At 51.6% G+C, this 18,426-nt stretch carries 14 protein-coding genes and 1 tRNA gene; 13 read left to right on the top strand and 2 right to left on the bottom strand.

Annotation, left to right across the window (positions count from 1 at the left end; all coding sequences use genetic code 11):
* The first annotated feature begins 51 nt into the window (after positions 1–51).
* The 10 genes from ACJJI6_RS08765 to ACJJI6_RS08720 all read left to right on the top strand — a co-directional run bounded on the left by ACJJI6_RS08765 (position 52) and on the right by ACJJI6_RS08720 (position 13,528).
* The gene (locus ACJJI6_RS08765) at positions 52–636 is read left to right on the top strand and encodes a type II toxin-antitoxin system RelB family anti-toxin (protein WP_444942156.1); all 585 of its coding nucleotides are present in this window, start codon (positions 52–54) and stop codon (positions 634–636) included.
* 299 nt (positions 637–935) lie between these two features.
* Entirely contained in the window at positions 936–3,092 is a 2,157-nt protein-coding gene (gene fadB / locus ACJJI6_RS08760) for a fatty acid oxidation complex subunit alpha FadB (RefSeq protein WP_444896706.1), read from the top strand.
* An 11-nt stretch (positions 3,093–3,103) separates the two neighbouring features.
* Complete coding sequence (gene fadA / locus ACJJI6_RS08755; RefSeq protein WP_413665174.1) at positions 3,104–4,279, top strand: acetyl-CoA C-acyltransferase FadA; 1,176 nt, start codon at positions 3,104–3,106, stop codon at positions 4,277–4,279.
* Positions 4,280–4,461: 182 nt separating this feature from the next.
* A tRNA-Leu gene (locus ACJJI6_RS08750) sits at positions 4,462–4,546 on the top strand.
* Positions 4,547–4,730: 184 nt separating this feature from the next.
* The gene (gene tig / locus ACJJI6_RS08745) at positions 4,731–6,044 is read left to right on the top strand and encodes a trigger factor (RefSeq protein ID WP_444896707.1); all 1,314 of its coding nucleotides are present in this window, start codon (positions 4,731–4,733) and stop codon (positions 6,042–6,044) included.
* A 188-nt stretch (positions 6,045–6,232) separates the two neighbouring features.
* A complete protein-coding gene (gene clpP / locus ACJJI6_RS08740) occupies positions 6,233–6,874 on the top strand; it encodes an ATP-dependent Clp endopeptidase proteolytic subunit ClpP (RefSeq protein WP_282933430.1) in 642 nt (213 codons plus the stop codon).
* A 162-nt stretch (positions 6,875–7,036) separates the two neighbouring features.
* Positions 7,037–8,323 carry an ATP-dependent Clp protease ATP-binding subunit ClpX gene (clpX, locus tag ACJJI6_RS08735; protein ID WP_282933429.1) on the top strand — a complete coding sequence of 429 codons (1,287 nt, stop codon included), beginning with the start codon at positions 7,037–7,039 and terminating at the stop codon, positions 8,321–8,323.
* A gap of 267 nt (positions 8,324–8,590) precedes the next feature.
* Positions 8,591–10,996, top strand: a complete 2,406-nt coding sequence (lon, locus tag ACJJI6_RS08730) for an endopeptidase La (protein WP_413665176.1) — start codon at positions 8,591–8,593, stop codon at positions 10,994–10,996.
* Positions 10,997–11,195: 199 nt separating this feature from the next.
* Positions 11,196–11,525, top strand: coding sequence for a non-specific DNA-binding protein Hbs (gene hbs / locus ACJJI6_RS08725; RefSeq protein WP_255422880.1), 330 nt, complete (start codon positions 11,196–11,198; stop codon positions 11,523–11,525).
* A 119-nt stretch (positions 11,526–11,644) separates the two neighbouring features.
* The gene (locus tag ACJJI6_RS08720; RefSeq protein WP_413665177.1) at positions 11,645–13,528 is read left to right on the top strand and encodes a SurA N-terminal domain-containing protein; all 1,884 of its coding nucleotides are present in this window, start codon (positions 11,645–11,647) and stop codon (positions 13,526–13,528) included.
* A gap of 79 nt (positions 13,529–13,607) precedes the next feature.
* Here ACJJI6_RS08720 and ACJJI6_RS08715 read toward each other — a convergent pair whose 3' ends face one another.
* The gene (locus ACJJI6_RS08715; RefSeq protein ID WP_444905765.1) at positions 13,608–15,170 is read right to left on the bottom strand and encodes a LysM peptidoglycan-binding domain-containing protein; all 1,563 of its coding nucleotides are present in this window, start codon (positions 15,168–15,170) and stop codon (positions 13,608–13,610) included.
* Between the two features lie 196 nt (positions 15,171–15,366).
* Positions 15,367–16,146, bottom strand: a complete 780-nt coding sequence (gene gloB / locus ACJJI6_RS08710; protein ID WP_475713153.1) for a hydroxyacylglutathione hydrolase — start codon at positions 16,144–16,146, stop codon at positions 15,367–15,369.
* A 156-nt stretch (positions 16,147–16,302) separates the two neighbouring features.
* Between gloB and ACJJI6_RS08705 the strand changes: the two genes are divergently transcribed.
* Genes ACJJI6_RS08705 through dnaQ form a run of 3 tightly spaced genes read left to right on the top strand, consistent with a single transcriptional unit; the run spans position 16,303 to position 18,311 of the window.
* Complete coding sequence (locus tag ACJJI6_RS08705; protein ID WP_444942151.1) at positions 16,303–17,091, top strand: class I SAM-dependent methyltransferase; 789 nt, start codon at positions 16,303–16,305, stop codon at positions 17,089–17,091.
* Positions 17,092–17,133: 42 nt separating this feature from the next.
* The gene (rnhA, locus tag ACJJI6_RS08700) at positions 17,134–17,571 is read left to right on the top strand and encodes a ribonuclease HI (protein WP_413665181.1); all 438 of its coding nucleotides are present in this window, start codon (positions 17,134–17,136) and stop codon (positions 17,569–17,571) included.
* 14 nt (positions 17,572–17,585) lie between these two features.
* Positions 17,586–18,311: a DNA polymerase III subunit epsilon gene (gene dnaQ, locus ACJJI6_RS08695; protein ID WP_444894319.1), complete on the top strand. Its 726-nt coding sequence runs from the start codon at positions 17,586–17,588 to the stop codon at positions 18,309–18,311.
* Positions 18,312–18,426 lie beyond the last annotated feature (115 nt).

The following is an 18,426-nucleotide window of genomic DNA, read 5'->3' as shown; positions in this document are numbered from 1 at the left end:
TCGGTGATTTTTACCTGAAGGGAGATTGCACAAAAGGAGCTAATGGGGAGCATGGATGATCCTGAAGAGGATGTTGGCGCCCGCTTAAAAATGGTGCGCCACATTTACGGTATCTCACAGAGGGAGTTGGCGAGACGGGCTGGGGTAACCAACGCAACAATTTCTTTTATTGAATTGGGAAAGGTTAGCCCTTCCGTAAGCTCCTTAAAAAAAATATTGGGCGCCATTCCTATGCCGCTAACCGATTTTTTTTCCTTGGAAATATCGGGCGCAAAGCAAATTTTTTTTCGCGGAAATGAAGTGCCTGAGATCGGTCACGGCTCTGTGTCCTGCCGTTTGTTTGGAGGGGCAAAAGCAAACTGCGGCATGTCGCTATTGTGGAAAGTATTTCCGGCTGGGGATGACACCGGCTTTTCTCTCGAATCTGCTGAGGGGGAGATTGGTGGGGTGGTTGTCAGTGGTGACCTGGAGGTTACGGTTGGCTCCGACTTTGCCCTGCTGAGTGCCGGTGATGGGTATTATTTTGATGCTCAGCGTCCGCACCGCTTTCGAAATACAGGTCGCTGTGACTGTGTAGTTGTCAGCGCAATGATGCCGGCTTATGGGCATCCCGACCTTCAAGAGCCCAATTCCTGAAAGGTGGTTTAGAAAAGAGGGAGTTCGTGCCAAGTGGCTGATAAGGCAGCACGATCCGAGATAGACTAGCCCAGCTTTAATTTCTCTCTGTTCGCAAACTGGCGAATTTCTGTACTTTGGCACTCCTGGTGCCACTCCATTTGTAAGAAATAGTATTCAAACAATCGTTTGAATCTGGCTATACTACGGCTGACCAAATTGGGCCTAAGTGTCACCGCGCTGTGCGGGGCGGCCCTTGGTTGCACAAAAATTCCGACCCCGGGCCCAGGATCGCGGCCCAGAATAAAAGAGGTCAATCAATGTTATTTAGTGGCAAAGCGCTCACGGTACAGATGCTGGACAACGGCATCGCCGAGCTCAAATTCGACCTGCAAGGCGAATCCGTCAATAAATTTAACCGTCAGACGGTTTCTGAATTCTCCCAAGCGCTGGATGCTATCGAAGCAGCGGATGGTGTAAAAGGTGTACTGCTGACCAGCGGTAAAGGCGTCTTCATTGTTGGTGCTGATATCACTGAGTTTGGTGGTGCCTTCTCTGCAGGTGCAGAGGGCGTTGCTGATCTGATGAATCAGAACAACGAAAATATCAACCGCCTGGAAGACCTTCCGGTACCGACTGCGGTAGCAATTAATGGCTACGCGCTTGGCGGTGGTTTTGAGGTGTGTCTTGGCTGTGACTTCCGCCTGATGGGCGAAGAGGCCAAAGTTGGCCTTCCGGAAGTTAAGCTGGGTCTGATTCCGGGCTGGGGTGGCACTGTTCGCCTGCCGCGTGTAGTGGGTGTTGATGTTGCTGCTGAGTGGATTGCAGCGGGTAAGGAGCAGAAGCCTGCCGCCGCTCTGGAAGCTCACGCTGTCGATGCGGTTATCCCCACTGCCAAGCTCAAAGATGCAGCGGTCAAGCTGCTTGAGCGCGCTATTAATGGCGAGCTGGACTACAAAGCCATTCGCGAGCTGAAGAAATCTCCAATCCCCTTGAATGATACTGAAGCGCTAATGGCCTTCTTTACCACCAAGGCATTTGTGGGTCAGCAGGCGGGTAAAAACTACCCCTCTCCCGTAGCTGCGGTTGAGTCAATCGAACAGGGCTACAAGCTGAGCCGTGATGAAGCGCTGAAAATCGAGCAGGAGAAGTTCATTTTCTGCGCGCAGACCGGCACTGCGAAGTCTCTGGTAGGGCTGTTCCTGGCTGACCAGGCAATTGGTAAAGTTGCCAAAGGTTGGGAGAAGAAGGCCGATAAGCCGATTGAGCGTGCGGCAGTATTGGGTGCTGGCATTATGGGTGGCGGTATCGCTTACCAGTCTGCCTACAAAGGCACTCCGATCAAGATGAAGGATATCGACCAGAAGGGTATCGATCTTGGTCTGAATGAGGCGAACAAGCTGCTGTCCAAGTTGGTTGATCGCAAGCGCCTGACCCCCGTTAAAATGGGTGAAGTGCTCAACCGTATCGAGCCTACCTTGAGCTACGACGGCTTCAACGATATCGATGTTGTTGTGGAAGCGGTGGTTGAAAATCCCAAGGTGAAGCACGCAGTATTGAAAGAAGTGGAAACCAAAGTAAGCGAAGACACTGTCATCGCTTCTAATACCTCCACTATTTCTATTAACCAGCTGGCTGAGCCGCTCTCTCGTCCGGAGAACTTCCTCGGTATGCACTTCTTCAACCCAGTGCACAAAATGCCGCTGGTTGAGGTGATTCGCGGAGAGAAAACTTCCGACACAGCTGTAGCTCGCGTTGTTGCCTACGCAAACAAGATGGGCAAGAAGGCTATTGTTGTACGCGACTGCCCTGGATTCCTGGTTAACCGCGTTCTCTTCCCTTACTTTGCCGGTTTCTCCATGCTGGTGCGCGATGGCGCTGACTTCCAGGCCGTTGATAAGGTGATGGAGCGTTGGGGTTGGCCGATGGGCCCCGCTTACCTGATGGACGTTGTCGGTATCGATACCGGTGTTCACGCAGAAAGCGTAATGGCTGAAGGCTTCCCCGATCGCATGGGTAAAACCTTTACCGCCGCTTCCGACGTTATGTATGAAGCGGGTCGTTACGGCCAGAAGAACAACAATGGCTTCTACAGCTACGAGCAGGACAAAAAAGGTCGCCCGAAGAAAGTGGCTACTGAAGAGTCCTACGAGCTGCTTAAGCCGCACGTTGCTGAACGTCGCGAGTTTGAAAAAGACGAAATTATCGAGCGCATGATGGTGCCTATGGCAACCGAACTGGCTCGCTGCCTGGAAGAGGGTATCGTGGATTCCCCAGCTGAAGCTGATATGGCGCTGATCTACGGCATTGGCTTCCCCCCGTTCCGCGGTGGAATCTTCGCGTGGCTGGACAGCATTGGTCTGGATGAATTCGTGAAGATTGCCGATAAGTACGCCGATCTGGGTGAGCTGTACAAGCCGACCGATCGCATGCGTGAAATGGCCGCAAGTGGCAAAACCTACTACGGCGACAAGTAAGGAGAATAGCGATGAGTTTAAATCCTAGAGATGCCGTAATCGTCGACTACGCGCGTACGGCCATGGGTCGCTCGAAGAATGGCGTATATCGCCATGTTCGCGCCGATGATATGTCCGCTGAGCTGCTGAAAAAGTTCATGCAGCGCAATGATAAGCTCGATCCCGCCGAGATCGATGACCTGATCTGGGGCTGTGTTATGCAGCGCGATGAGCAGGGCTTTAACGTAGCTCGCTTTATCCTGCTGCGCGCTGGTCTGCCACACACTATCCCGGCGCAAACCGTCAACCGCCTGTGCGGCTCTTCTATGTCCTCCCTGCATACTGCAGCTGCCAACATCCAGGCTGGCGTTGGTGATGTGTACGTTGTGGGTGGTGTTGAGCACATGGGTCACCTGAACATGATGGAGCATGTTAGCCCCAACCCAATGCTGGGTCGCTATATGGCTAAAGCTGCCGGCTCCATGGGTATGACTGCTGAATACCTGGCGATGATGCACGGTATCCAACGTCAGCAGATGGATGAGTTCGGTGCACGCTCTCACCATCGCGCTGCTGAAGCTACCAAGGCTGGCAAATTCAATCGCGAAATTATCGCTATTGAAGGTCATGACGATGACGGCGTACCTTTCCTGGTTGAGACGGACCAAACCATCCGTCCGGACACCACCGTGGAAGGTCTGGCTCAGCTGAAGCCAGCATTCGATCCGAAGCACGGTCAGGTAACAGCTGGCACCTCCTCTCAGATTACCGACGGTGCCTCTGTGATGCTGGTAATGTCCGCTGAGCGCGCTCAGGCTTTGGGTATGACTCCTATTGCTCGCGTGAAAGAAATGGCGCTGGCTGGTGTTGATCCGTCCATTATGGGTTATGGCCCGGTGCCCTCTACCAAGAAGGCGCTCAAGAGAGCGGGTCTAACTGTTGGCGATATCGACAAGTTTGAGCTGAATGAGGCATTTGCCGCGCAGGCGCTGCCGGTGCTGAAAGACCTGGATCTGCTCGAGCAGATGGATGAGAAGGTCAACCTGTACGGTGGCGCTATTGCCCTGGGTCACCCCTTCGGCTGCTCTGGCGTGCGCATTACTGGCACCCTGCTGAGCGTTATGCAGAATGAGGGCGGCAACCTGGGTGTGTCTACCATGTGTATCGGTCTGGGGCAGGGTATTACCACTGTTGTAGAGCGAGTCTAAGGAAATTAGACCCCGAAAAAAGGCGCCTTTGAGGCGCCTTTTTTTATTTTATGAGAAAAGTGTTCAGTAAAGTGTTGAAGACCCCAAAATGCTGTGGCACAATCTGCACCCCTTGTCGCGATGGGCTCTAAAAAAGTAGCGAAAGCGCTTAAATATCAAAGAGTTAGCGGCAGGTTCGATTTGGGGACGTGGTGAAATTGGTAGACACGCCAGATTTAGGTTCTGGTGCCGAAAGGTGTGGGAGTTCGAGTCTCCCCGTCCCCACCAAATTAAAAGCCTTGAAGTCCGTGTGACTTGCCCTGGAGGGGTGGGTGCGGGCTTCTTGTGTATTTGGCGGCAGCACAAAAGTATTGTTTTGGTGCTGGGCCACGAGGTTGCTGACTAAGTCTCGGTGACCCGGTATTCGTTGGCGCTGCGGCGCGATTACAGAGATAGTCTCACGAGGATAAACATGCAGGTTTCCATCGAAACTACTTCCGGTCTGGAGCGTCGCTTAACGGTCAACTTGCCGGCAGAAATTGTCGACAAAGAAGTGGATAAGCGTCTCCAGCAGGCTGCTAAGACTGTTCGCATCAATGGCTTCCGCAAAGGCAAGGTGCCGATGAAGGTTGTTCGTCAGCGCTTTGGCGCCGGCGTTCGTCAGGAAGTTCTGGGTGAGGTAATGAGCCGTTCTTTCTACGAAGCGGTACAGAAGGAAGAGGTTAAACCTGCCGGCCAGCCTAGCATCGAAGCTAAGCAGACTGCTGCTGGCGAAAATCTGGAGTACGTTGCTACTTTCGAGATTTACCCTGAAGTTGAACTCGCTGATCTGGCTGAGATCGCTGTAGAGCGTCCTGTTGCAGAAGTTACTGATGCTGACGTGAAGAACATGATCGATGTTCTGCGTAAGCAACAGTCTTCCTGGAAAGATACCAAGCGCAAAGCTCAAAAGGGCGATCGTGTTGTTATCAACTTTGTTGGTCGCAAAGACGGCGAAGAGTTTGAAGGTGGCAAGGCCGAAGGTCACCAGTTGGTACTGGGTTCCGGCCAGATGATCCCTGGCTTCGAAGAAGGCATTCTGGGCATGAAGCCCGGTGAAGAGAAAGACATTGATCTGACCTTCCCGGAAGATTACCAGGCGGAAGAGCTTCGCGGTGCTGCTGTTACCTTTAATATCAAGGTGACTTCTTCCGAGAAGCCTGAACTTCCCGAGCTGAACGAAGAGTTCTTCAAAGCTTACGGTGTTCAGGAAGGTGGCGAAGAGAAGTTCCGTGAGGAAGTTCGCAACAATATGCAGCGTGAGCTGAAAAATGCCGCTCTTAACAAAGTTAAGACCCAGATCATGGATCAGCTGTTCGAAAAGCATCCAGTTGAGCTGCCGTCCGCTCTGGTTGCCAGTGAAGTAACTACCTTGCGTGGTCAAATGGTTCAGCAGTTTGGTGGTCAGATCAAGGCTGAAGATGCCGAGCGTATGTTACCTGACACTATGTTCGAAGAGCAGGCAAAGCGCCGTGTAGTTCTCGGTCTGGTAGTCGGTGAGATTGTTAAGCAGAATGAACTTTCTGTTGATGCCGATCGCGTAAAGGCGAAAGTTGAAGAGCTGGCTTCTACCTACCAGCAGCCGCAAGAAGTGGTTGACTACTACTACAGCAACCGTGAGCTGCTGTCTGGTGTTGAGTCTGTTGTACTGGAAGACCAGGTTGTTGATCACGTACTGGCTTCAGCTAAAGTATCTGAAGTTGACAGCAGCTACGACGAAGTGATTAAGCCGCAAAAACAAAGCTAATCTCTCACTTCATTCAGGTGTAAGGTGGCGTCCGCTCAAGCGTGACGCCCCTACATCTCCTTCCTTTTTACCGGCTGGCTTTCTCTCGCCTGACCGGTTAAGCTCTGAAAACCAAATTTTTCAGCATGGGCATACGATGCCTATTCGCTGGCCTGCCGAATACGCCACAAAAGGAAGCAATGGTACCTATGGCACGAATTGATTTTCCAAAAGCTTCGATAGAGCCCTCAGCATCAGGTTTAGTTCCCATGGTGGTAGAACAAACCGCCAGAGGGGAGCGCTCATTTGATATTTATTCTCGCCTGTTAAAAGAGCGTGTGATCTTCCTGGTCGGGCCTGTAGAAGACCACATGGCCAACCTGGTTGTTGCGCAGCTGCTTTTCCTCGAGGCAGAAAATCCGGATAAGGATATTCACCTCTACATTAATTCACCGGGCGGTTCGGTAACTGCCGGCATGTCTATCTATGACACCATGCAGTTCATTAAGCCTGACGTCAGCACTATGTGCATTGGGCAGGCCTGTAGTATGGGCGCCTTCTTGTTGACTGCCGGTGCTGAAGGCAAACGCTTCGTAACACCAAACTCCCGTGTGATGATTCACCAGCCCAGCGGTGGGGCCCAAGGGCAGGCGAGCGATATCCACATTCACGCCCAGGAAATTCTCAAGATTCGTCATCGTTTGAATGAGCTCATGGCGCATCACTCTGGACGTCCAGTCAGTGATATTGAGAGGGATACAGAGCGCGACAACTTTATGAGCGCCGATGAAGCCAAGGAATATGGCTTGGTCGATGATGTATTGTCTCGCCGACAGGCATTCGATAAGTAGATTTTTCTACATTAAAAGTTTGCCGGAGGCGGATTTCAGCGAAAGTTAGTTTTTTTGACAGGCTGGCTTTCGTTGGGACTTGAAAATCACGCCAAAAGGCAGCATCTTGCTGGGTAAGCTGAATTTAGGGCCCTGGCCGGCCAGTGACGACGGAGTATTTTGATGACCGACAAAAGCAGCGGAGAAGACAGCGGAAAATTGCTGTACTGCTCTTTCTGTGGCAAGAGCCAACAGGAAGTGCGGAAGTTAATCGCTGGGCCGTCAGTCTTTATCTGCGATGAATGTGTCGAGCTGTGTACCGACATTATTCGTGAAGAAGTACAAGAGACTGCGGAGGGGCCTGAAGGGCGCCTGCCGACACCCCGTGAGATTACTGAAATCCTCGATCAGTATGTGATTGGGCAGGAGAGAGCCAAGCGTGTGCTGGCTGTTGCCGTATACAATCACTACAAGCGTCTGCGCACCAAGTCTGGTGTTAAAAGTAAGGATGAAGTAGAGCTCAGTAAGTCTAATATTTTGCTGGTAGGCCCAACCGGTAGTGGTAAAACCCTTCTTGCCGAGACCCTGGCTCGCCTGCTCAATGTTCCTTTCACTATTGCCGATGCAACCACCCTGACCGAAGCTGGTTATGTGGGTGAGGATGTTGAGAATATCATCCAGAAGCTTTTGCAGAAGTGTGATTACGATGTAGAAAAAGCCCAGCAGGGTATCGTCTATATCGATGAGATCGACAAAATTTCGCGCAAGTCAGACAACCCTTCAATTACCCGTGATGTGTCCGGTGAAGGTGTGCAGCAAGCGCTACTGAAGTTGATTGAAGGCACTGTGGCGTCTGTGCCGCCGCAGGGTGGACGCAAGCATCCGCAGCAGGAATTCTTGCAGGTCGACACCTCCAATATCCTGTTTATTTGTGGCGGCGCTTTTGCGGGGCTGGATAAGGTTATCCGCGATCGCTCGGAGAAGGGTGGAATTGGTTTCAGTGCAGAGGTTAAATCGAAGGATGGCACCAGTAATTTTGGTGAGATCCTGCGTGACCTGGAGCCTGAAGACCTGGTTCGTTACGGGCTGATCCCGGAGTTTGTTGGCCGCCTACCGGTGACCGCAACTTTGGAAGAGTTGGACCGTGAGGCTCTGGTACAGATTCTCACCGAGCCACGTAATGCTTTGACCAAACAGTACGCAAAACTGTTTGAGATGGAAGATGTAGAACTGGATTTCCGCCCCGATGCGTTGGATGCAGTTGCCACCAAGGCAATGGAGCGGAAAACAGGCGCCCGTGGCCTGCGCTCTATCATGGAGTCCGTATTGTTGGAGACCATGTATGACATCCCATCCACAGATAATGTGGTGAAAGTTGTGATTGACGAGGCGGTCATTAAAGGCGAATCAGCCCCGTTGCTGGTTTATGAGAGTGAGTCCCAGCCGCAGAAGGCGGCGCCGGAAGAGTAGCTCAAATCCCACCTCAAAAAGCCCCAATATTGGGGCTTTTTTTATAGTTTTTTCTGATTACCCGGGTATCTAACTACCTGTCTGGGTATTCCTGGCTCGAATAGCACTCTTAGCTCGGCACAAATTGGTCGCGAGATTAGACTTGTATTTCGGGCCCTTCCCCCCCATTACTAGCATCTGAAGGGCGGTGGCCCAGGTTAAGCTGTCAATTCCAACAGCAGCATGATGCCGCGCCAAATACCCAGTGATAGGGCCGAGAGGAGTTCTATGGATCAGTCATCCGACACCACACTTGAATATCCGTTGTTGCCATTGCGCGATGTTGTTGTTTACCCCCATATGGTGATCCCGCTTTTTGTCGGCAGGGAAAAGTCCATAGAGGCCCTGGAAGAGGCCATGCGCAGGGATAAGCAGGTATTGCTTGTGGCGCAGCGAAAGGCATCTGAGGATGACCCAGGTGCAGACGATATCTATCGCGTGGGCACTATTGCCAGTGTCTTGCAGTTACTCAAACTCCCCGATGGCACTGTGAAGGTGCTGGTAGAAGGGGGGGAGCGCGTAAATATCCACGAAGTGATGGAGAGGGAGAACCATTTCGAGGCGACCGTTTCGCCGATGGAGACGCAGGAGTTGCCGGAAGGCGAAGCAGATGCCCTTGTGCGCTCTGTGATGTCTCAGTTTGAACAGTACGTTTCTGTAAGTAAGAAAGTCCCCAATGAGGTTATTACCTCCCTGTCGGGAATTGATGAACCTGGCCGCTTGGCAGATACCATTTCTGCACATATGTCCCTTGAGTTGGCTCAGAAGCAAGAGCTTCTAGAGACTCTCAGTGTTAAAGAGCGTTTGGAGCATTTGCTGGGCCTTATGGATGCTGAAATCGATCTGATTCAGGTGGAAAAACGCATTCGTGGGCGTGTGAAAAAGCAGATGGAGAAAAGCCAACGTGAGTACTATCTCAATGAGCAGATGAAGGCGATTCAAAAAGAGTTGGGCGAGATCACCGAAGAGCCCAATGAAATTGAAGAGCTGGAAAACAAAATTGCCGAATCCGGCATGAGTGCGGAGGCAGAGAAGAAAACCCGCGCTGAGCTGGCTAAATTGAAAATGATGTCGCCTATGTCTGCGGAAGCTTCGGTTTTACGCAGTTATATCGACTGGATGTTGAGCCTGCCCTGGAAAAAAGCCAGCCGGGTGAGACACGATTTGGTTAAAGCCGAGGAAATTCTCGAGAAAGAACACTACGGCTTGGAAGAGGTTAAAGAGCGGATTCTGGAATACCTCGCGGTACAAAAGCGAGTGAAGAAAGTGAAAGGGCCGATCTTATGTTTGGTTGGTCCTCCCGGGGTGGGTAAAACCTCCCTCGGTCAATCTATTGCCCGAGCGACAAATCGTCAGTATGTGCGTATGGCCCTGGGCGGCGTTCGCGATGAAGCCGAGATTCGCGGGCATCGACGCACTTATATTGGCTCACTGCCGGGCAAGCTGATTCAGAAAATTTCGAAAGTTGGAGTGAAAAATCCCCTGTTCCTGCTCGACGAAGTCGACAAAATGGGGATGGATCAGCGGGGCGATCCCGCCTCAGCGCTTCTTGAGGTTTTGGATCCAGAGCAGAATAAAACCTTCAATGATCACTACTTAGAAGTGGATTACGACCTTTCCGATGTGATGTTTGTCTGCACCTCTAACTCAATGAATATTCCAGGCCCGTTGCTGGATCGTATGGAAGTTATTCGAATCCCCGGTTATACCGAGGACGAAAAACTGAATATTGCTCAGCGCTATCTTGTGCCGAAGCAGCGCAAGGCCAACGGCCTTAAAGATGATGAGCTGGATCTCTCCGATGACAGTATCCGAGATATTGTCCGCTACTACACCCGTGAAGCGGGTGTGCGTGGCCTGGACCGGGAGATTGCCAAGATCTGCCGCAAGGTAGTAACGGAGCACGTTCGCAACCCTTCAGAGAAGAAGGCTGTAATACAGCCAGAGCAACTTGAAGAGCTTCTCGGTGTTCGCAAGTTTGATTTTGGTCGTGCGGAGGAAGAGGACAAAATCGGAATTGTTACCGGTCTCGCCTGGACCGAGGTGGGTGGTGAGCTTCTTAACATTGAAGCTTCAGCTGTGCCGGGTAAAGGGCGCATGATCAAAACCGGCTCCCTCGGTGATGTTATGCAGGAGTCTATTCAGGCGGCCTTGACGGTTGTGCGTTCTCGCTCCCAGGCACTGGGAATAGGTCCGGACTTCCACGAGACCCGGGATATTCATATCCACGTGCCTGAAGGTGCCACCCCCAAAGATGGCCCTTCGGCGGGTATTGCCATGTGCACCGCTTTGGTGTCTGTGTTAACGGATATTCCCGTTCGCTCAGATGTGGCGATGACTGGAGAAATTACTCTGCGTGGAGAAGTTTTAAGAATTGGTGGTCTTAAAGAAAAGTTATTGGCAGCGCATCGGGGCGGTATAAAAACTGTACTGATTCCTGCTGATAACGAGCGAGATCTGAAGGATATTCCCGATAATATTCTTCAGGACTTGGTAGTTAGGCCCGTTAAGTGGATCGATCAGGTACTTGAGCTGGCGCTCGAACACAAGCCTGAATCCCTGTCTGATGAAGAGTATTCCGCCTTACAGAAAAAGGCAGAGGAGCGCTCGCAGCGAGGAATCCAAACTCACTGACTCTTGTAATGGGGTGACTTTTGTCGCCCCTTTACAACTTGCAAGGCCAAAACTTCGCCAATCAGGCTATCTACGCTGCTTGAAAAGTGTGCATCTGCCCGGAAACCCGCATGGTTCCTTGACCCGCTTCTGGGCAGTTGGTATAAAACGGGGCTTATTGCCCGGCGCGTAAATTGCCGAAGGCTAAAAAATTTAAAGTATGGGTGTCTTTTGTAGACCACCCGAAGCATATTTAAAAAGAACAGAGGGATTAAGCGTGAATAAGTCCGAACTGATTGAAGCAATTGCCGCATCTGCAGATATTCCAAAAGCAGCAGCTGGCCGTGCTTTGGACGCAATGGTTGATAGCATCACTGATGCCCTGAAAAAAGGTGATCAAGTTGCCCTCGTTGGCTTTGGTACCTTTGCTGTGAAAGAGCGTGCAGCTCGTACTGGTCGCAATCCTCGCACTGGCGATCCCATTGAAATCGCTGCGGCAAAAATTCCTAACTTCAAGGCCGGTAAAGCCCTGAAAGACGCTGTAAACTAAGTTTTCAGCAGGCTTTGAGACTTTGTAAAAGAGTCTGAATGTCAAAGAGGCGTGTCAGTTGGGATGCGCCTTTTTTGTATCTGATAGTAGTTAAAAACAATTAATTTTCGGAGCTGAGCATGCTTCAGTCCATGCGTGACAACCTGAAAGGGACAGCCGCGATTATTGTCGCAGCCTTTTTCGGTTTTATTATGGTCATTGGGGGAATTGATTTCTTCACCGGTGCCAGTGGAGGTGCTGCCGATGCGGTAGCCGAGGTTAATGGCGAAAAAATTACAAACTTGGATTTGCAACGCGCAATTCAAAATCGCCGCAATATGATCATTAGTCAGTACGGCGAAGATGTGCCCGCTGATTTAATCAGCGATGAGCAGTTGCGTGAGCCAGTTTTACGCCAATTGGTTTCCAGTGCTGTGATGCGCCAAGCTGCTCAGGACAGCGGTATGGTGATGAGCTCTGCGGCGGTCGACAGAGCGATCGTGGGAATTCCGGCTTTTCAGGTGAACGGCAGTTTTGATCCGCAAATGTACCGCGATGCTTTGCGTCGTATGGGGTATAGCCCTGCAGGCTTCCGCCAGATTATGGAAAATGATATGGCGCTGGAGCAGTACGCAAATAGTGTGGTTGAAAGTGCTTTTACTACCCAGGCGGATGCAGAACAGATTGTTGCCGCCTCTATGGAAGAGCGTGATTTTGATTACGTGGTGATGCCAGTTGAAGGCCTGCTAGCAGAGACTCAGGTTTCGGATGCTGAAGTAGAACAGTACTACCAGGAGAATCAAGGGCAATACCAGCGTCCAGAGCAGGTGGCGGTTGAGTATATTGAGCTAACTCCTGAAGTATTTGCCGGTAACATTGATATTTCTGAAAGCGATGTTCGCGCTCAGTACGAGCAAGAGCTGAAAGGTTTCGCATCGGAACTTCGCCGTCGTGCTGCACATATTTTGCTTGAAGAAGCTGACGCAGAAAAAATTGCTGAGATTCAGAGCAAACTGGATGCCGGCGAAGATTTCGCCGAGTTGGCAAAGACTTACTCCCAAGACGTAGGCTCTGCGGAGGAAGGCGGTGAGTTGGGTTACACCACAGGTGATGTATTCCCAGAGGCTTTCGAGCAGGCCTTGGCCGCGCTGGAAGTGGGTCAGGTTTCTGCTCCAGTGACCACCGATAGTGGAACTCACTTTATCAAGTTGTTGGAAGTAGAGCAGAGTGAACCGCCGAGCTTCGAAGAGCAAAAAGTGGCGATCGAAAAGCGACTGCGTGAGTCCGTTGCTGAGCGCGAGTTTGTTGATGCCTTGTCCCGTCTTGCCGATCTGGCATACAACGCGGATAACCTGGCTGAGCCCGCTGAAGAGTTGGGTGTTCCCCTGAAGACTGCCAATCTGTTTTCGCGCGAGAGCGCATCTGGCGTCCTTTCTAACGGGCAGGTTATCGAGGCTGCTTTCTCTGTGGAAGTGAAGGAAGATGGCAATACTTCAGATGTGATCAACCTGAACAATGAGCACTCTGTCGTTTTGCGGGTCACCGACTCTAAGCCCGCGGGTACCTACCCTCTGGAAGAGGTTCGCCAGCAAATTGTTGACCGTTTGAAGCGTGATAAGGCCAGTGAGCAATTGGCTAAGCAAGCGGAAGAGCTTAAAGAGAAGCTCGCTACTGGTACTAGTTTTGCAGAACTGGCAGAAGCGCAAGGTTTAACCCTGGAGACCAGTGATAAAACTCGCCGCGGTGGTTTTGCTCAGCGCGGTGAGATTAATGCCAAGGCATTTGCATTGCCTGCCCCATCTGCTGGCAAAGATGAAGTGACCAGCTTCGCTACAAATAATGGTGATCTGGTAGTTCTCGATCTGCGCAGCGTGCGCCCGGGCGAACTGTCCAAGCAGAGCAAAGAGCAGCGTCAGGCACTGATGCAGCAATTGGCCTCTGTAAATGGTGGGGCCGAGTTAGCAGCTATCCAGCGCTACTTGTCCGATCAGGCAAAAATCGATCTGGCCTCTTCTGCCGAGTGACGGTTGTTATTGAGCCATAAAAAAACCCGGCAATTGCCGGGTTTTTTTATGGCTAACTCCCTGTAGGGTAGTGTGCGCTTTAAGTGTTGCTGGCACTATCCACAAATAAGGTTAAGCGCTGTCCGGGTTGTAAATACTTGGACTTGTTTATCTTATTCCAGCGGAGAATATCATCGATTTCGATACTGAATTTATTGGCTATCCGATATAGAGAGTCGCCGCTGCGTACCCGGTAAGAAACCTTGCGGGTAGTGCGGTTGTTCTCTGATACTGCGGGGGAGCCGTTGTAAGCCACCAGGGTGCGCCCAGGGCGCAGGGTGTCTCCCGGTGCCATGCTGTTCCAGCTGGCCAGTTGCTTTACGGTCACATCCAGCTTGCGTGAAATCCCCCAAAGGCTGTCGCCAGGGCGTACAGTGTAATTAACTTTCTGGCCCTTGCCGGAAGACTGCTTGCGTTTAACTCGCTGATCGAGTGCGTAGGCATACTGTCCCGCGGGGCCCGATGCGCTGGGGATTAACAGTGTTTTACCGGCGCGAATATTATTGCTGCGTAGTTTGTTTGTCTCGCGTATCGCTCCGACGGTGGTCTGGTAGCGGCGAGCGATAGTGGAAAGGGTGTCGCCTCGGGCAATGGTGTAGCGCTGCCAGCTTACCCTCTCTTCCTTGGGAAGTTGTGCCAGGGCGCTCTCAAACTTTTCCTGGGTCTCTATTGGAATCAGTAGTTGGTGGTTTCCGTTGGGGTCGGTTGCCCAGCGGTTATAGCCTGGGTTCAGTAGGTAGAGCTCTTCAATCTCAATTTCTGCAAGTTCCGCAGCCTGGGCCAGATCGATCTGACTGCCTACATCGACACGGGCGTAGTAGGGCTCGTTGGAGACATCATGCAGTGGAATTTTGTAATGGTCCGGGCGGGATATAACCTCCGCCAGAGCCAGCAGCTGGGGCACATAGCGTTTGGTTTCCCGCGGCAGTTTGAGATCCCAATAACTGGTGCCAAGCCCGTTGCGACGATTGCGCTCTACGGCTCTGCGAACCGTTCCCTCACCGGCATTGTAAGCAGCGAGTGCCAGCTCCCAGTCCCCATCAAAGCGATCGTGCAGGTAGTTGAAGTACTTTGCCGCAGCCTGGGTGGATTCATGGACATCGCGGCGTCCGTCATACCACCAGTTTTGCTCGAGCCCGAAAGAGCGCCCGGTGGCCGGGATAAACTGCCACATACCGGAAGCCCGGGCGTGGGAGTAGGCGAAGGGGTCGTATGCACTCTCGACAATGGGGAGCAGCGCTAATTCAAGTGGGAGATTTGCCTGTTCCAGCTGTTCTGCAACATGGAAAATATATCGACGAGAGCGCTCGGTTACCCGAGCCATATAGCCCTCGTTGCGGGCGAAGTAAGCAATATATTCCTTAACCTTGGGGTCGCTGGTGTGGTGATCCAGGGCGAATCCCTGACGAAGTCTTGCCCAGATGTCTACGGGGGGAGGGACCGCTTCAGAGGGTTCGTGCTTTTTAACAGCTCGGTCACTCGCGACAGAGGTTTCCTCTGCAGGGATATTTTCAGTTTCGGGCGCAGAGGCCTGTTCCGGTAATTGCGAGCAGGCCCCTACCGTAGCGGCTAGTAATGCTACGGCAAAATTCTTGTGAACCATGTGTGATATCCGCGAGTCTTTCTTGTAATTCATCCTGACGCATTTCAGAACAATTATTGGTAAAGCGCCAGGCATTTGGTCAATTACTTTTGATTCTAATTAGGCAAATTAGTTTCGGTCAATATTGACGGTTAAAAAGTATGCGAATTGCTAGTTTATCACCCAGCCTGAGAGGAGTTTAGGTGAAGTTGGGCGTTTAGAAGTTGTCCTTCCAGCCGCGCAGGCTCGCAAAAATATCTACGTTATCGCTTCCGTCATTTAACTCCGGTCTCGAATTGATAGCTGTCTGCCTAACTTCCGGATACTGACAGCGAAGAAATGGGTTGGTGTCTAGCTCAAGGGCGATAGTTGAAGGCAAAGTTGGCTTGTTTTCTACTCTCAAGTCTTTGCACTGAGCAACCCTTGCCTCAATGGCTTGATTGTTAGGCTCTACCGCTTGGGCAAACTTCAGGTTGGCGAGTGTGTACTCGTGTGCAGGATAAACAAAAGTTGCGGCGGGTAATTTACTGAGCTTTTGCAGAGAATGGTACATCTGCTCTGGAGTGCCTTCGAACAACCTGCCGCAGCCAGCGGAAAAAAGAGTGTCACCACAAAAAAGGTGCAATTGTTCACCGCCTGCTGCTGTGGTTTCATTCAAAACCAAAGCTAAGTGGTCTAGAGTGTGCCCCGGAACAGCGTGTACCTGGAAGGGCATGCCAAGGATCTGTAAGGAATCTCCACCGGCAATGGGGTGAGTGACACCAGGTATTTGCTCGGGGCCATAGACAGGGCACTGGTACTGGCGACAAAGCGTTTCGATGCCGCCGGTATGGTCATAGTGGTGATGAGTAATGAGAATGCCGCTGAGCCTGGTCCCTTGTAGGGCCTTTTCTACTGGCAGCGCATCACCAGGGTCGACTACCCAGTGCTGACCATCTTTTTGCAGGTGCCAGATATAGTTGTCATTAAAGGCGGGGATTGGCGTGATGGATAGCATAATCGGATCGTCTTATCGCTGAATAGCAGAACAATATCATGGAAGGCGTGAGACGGTGTGAATTGTTACCTGAGGACTGGTTTACTTAGATAAGGCCCTGGAAACATCGCCCGAGTGTAGAATTGAATAGCTGTTAGATTGATCAATGGAGATATGATGACCGGAAAGAGCAGGCCTGGTAATGATGAGGAGCAATCCCCTCTTGGCAAGGTCTGCCCAGCGCTATCCCATTGGTTTTCCAGTTCGCTGGGAGAGGAGATTCTCTCGCAACAGCTGGCATTGGCCCAACCCTTAGTGGAGGGCTTTTTCGGTTATCACTTTCTACAGGCCAGCGTGACCCAATCCGTTGATTTTGGCGCTTTCAGTCGTATCAATCATCGTTTTCGATTGGGGGCGACCTCTGAGCAGGGCGGGGCTGCGGTAGTAGAGTTCGAGCAACTGCCCCTCCCCGCCGATTCAATCGATGTAGTACTGCTGCATCACCTTTTGGACTTCTCCAGTCATCCCCACCAAGTATTGAGAGAGGCGGCCAGGGTTTTGATACCCGGTGGTCATATGCTGCTAATCGGGTTTAACCCGTTTTCCTTGCTCGGCTTGTCCCGTCTGCTATTTTCCAGGGGGGCTTACCAGCGCGGAAATCAACTGCGGGCTGCTCGAATTGCCGACTGGATGAATCTGTTGGACTTGCAGGCTGAGAGGGTAGATCGCGGCTTCTTCCGCTTGCCATTACAGCAAAAGGAATTGCTTTCCAAGACGGCTTGGATGGAGCGCCTTGGCTCCCGCTTGCACTTGCCATGGGGGGGCTTTTACATCATAGTCGCCCGCAAAGAAGTGGCACGTGTTCGCACTATTAAAATCAATTGGCGGGCCGAGAGAAAGCCCGCTTTGGTTGCCACCCCGTCGAGTCCTCGCGTTGCAGCACGCGGGAAGCATCAAAAGCGCTGATTTCGCTGAAAATCGGCCCCATATCTAATTTTGGCGTAAGTTTTGAAACAAATTACTATCTATACAGATGGCGCTTGTCGCGGTAATCCTGGCCCCGGCGGTTGGGGTGCCCTGTTGGTGTACGGTGAGCGGGAGAAAGAGTTGTTTGGTGGGGAGGCGCATACCACCAATAATCGTATGGAACTGTTAGCTGCAATCAAAGCTTTGGAGGCTCTTAAACAGCCGTGCAAAGTTGATTTACATACTGACTCACAGTACCTGCGCCAGGGAATTACCGGCTGGATTAACAACTGGAAAAAGAATGGTTGGAAAACGGCGAGTAAGAAGCCTGTCAAAAATGCAGACCTATGGCGGCAGTTGGATGAGAGCGTCTCCCAGCATGATGTAGAGTGGCACTGGGTTAAAGGTCATGCCGGCCACCCGGGCAATGAGCGGGCCGATCAGTTGGCAAATCGTGGCGTCGATGAACTGGAGTCCTGAGGGGAATATTGCATATGCGTCAAGTGGTTCTCGATACAGAGACAACAGGTCTCGATCCCAAAAGCGGCCATCGTATTATTGAAATTGGTTGCGTAGAGCTGGTTAACCGGAAGTTGACTGGCCGTCACTATCACCAGTACATCAATCCTCAGCGACAAGTGGAAGATGGGGCTATTGAGGTCCATGGAATCACTAATGAATTCCTGGCAGACAAACCCGTATTCGCTCAGATCGCCGATGAATTTATGACCTTCTGTGAAGGTGCAGAGCTGGTTATTCACAACGCGCCCTTCGATGTCGGTTTTATTGATGCTGAGCTGAGGCTGCTGGGTAATCCGCGCTGGCGCAATGTCAATGCGCATTGTGGGGTTTTGGATACCCTGACAATGGCCCGGGAAAAGCACCCCGGGCAGAAAAACAATCTGGACGCCCTTTGTAAGCGCTACTTTGTCGATAACTCCCAGCGGGATTTGCACGGCGCATTGCTGGATGCGGAGATTCTTGCCGACGTCTACCTGATGATGACCGGTGGCCAAACCGATTTGGTGTTGGCACAGGGTGATTCCTCGGAAGGGGAGGAAGGTAAGAAGGCGGAAAATGATGCGGCGGGTGAAGCCATTCGTCGCCTATCGGCAGATCGCGCGCCCCTGCTAGTAGCGCGTGCTACGCCACAGGAAGCTGAAGCGCATCAATCGATGCTAGGTTTGCTGGAGAAATCAGCGGGCAAACACTTCTGGTAGCACATCAATGAAGAGGTGTTCTCTTTAACTTTGATGTTTATTGCACTTTTCTTTTTCTGAGCGGGTGGGAATTATCAATCCCCACCCATCCAGATAGTCTCTTATACAAGTTCTC

Source organism: Microbulbifer maximicatervae (SeqCode), from assembly GCF_056232625.1.
Note: the sequence above shows the minus strand (reverse complement) of the source record. Positions and strands in the feature narration are given on the sequence as shown.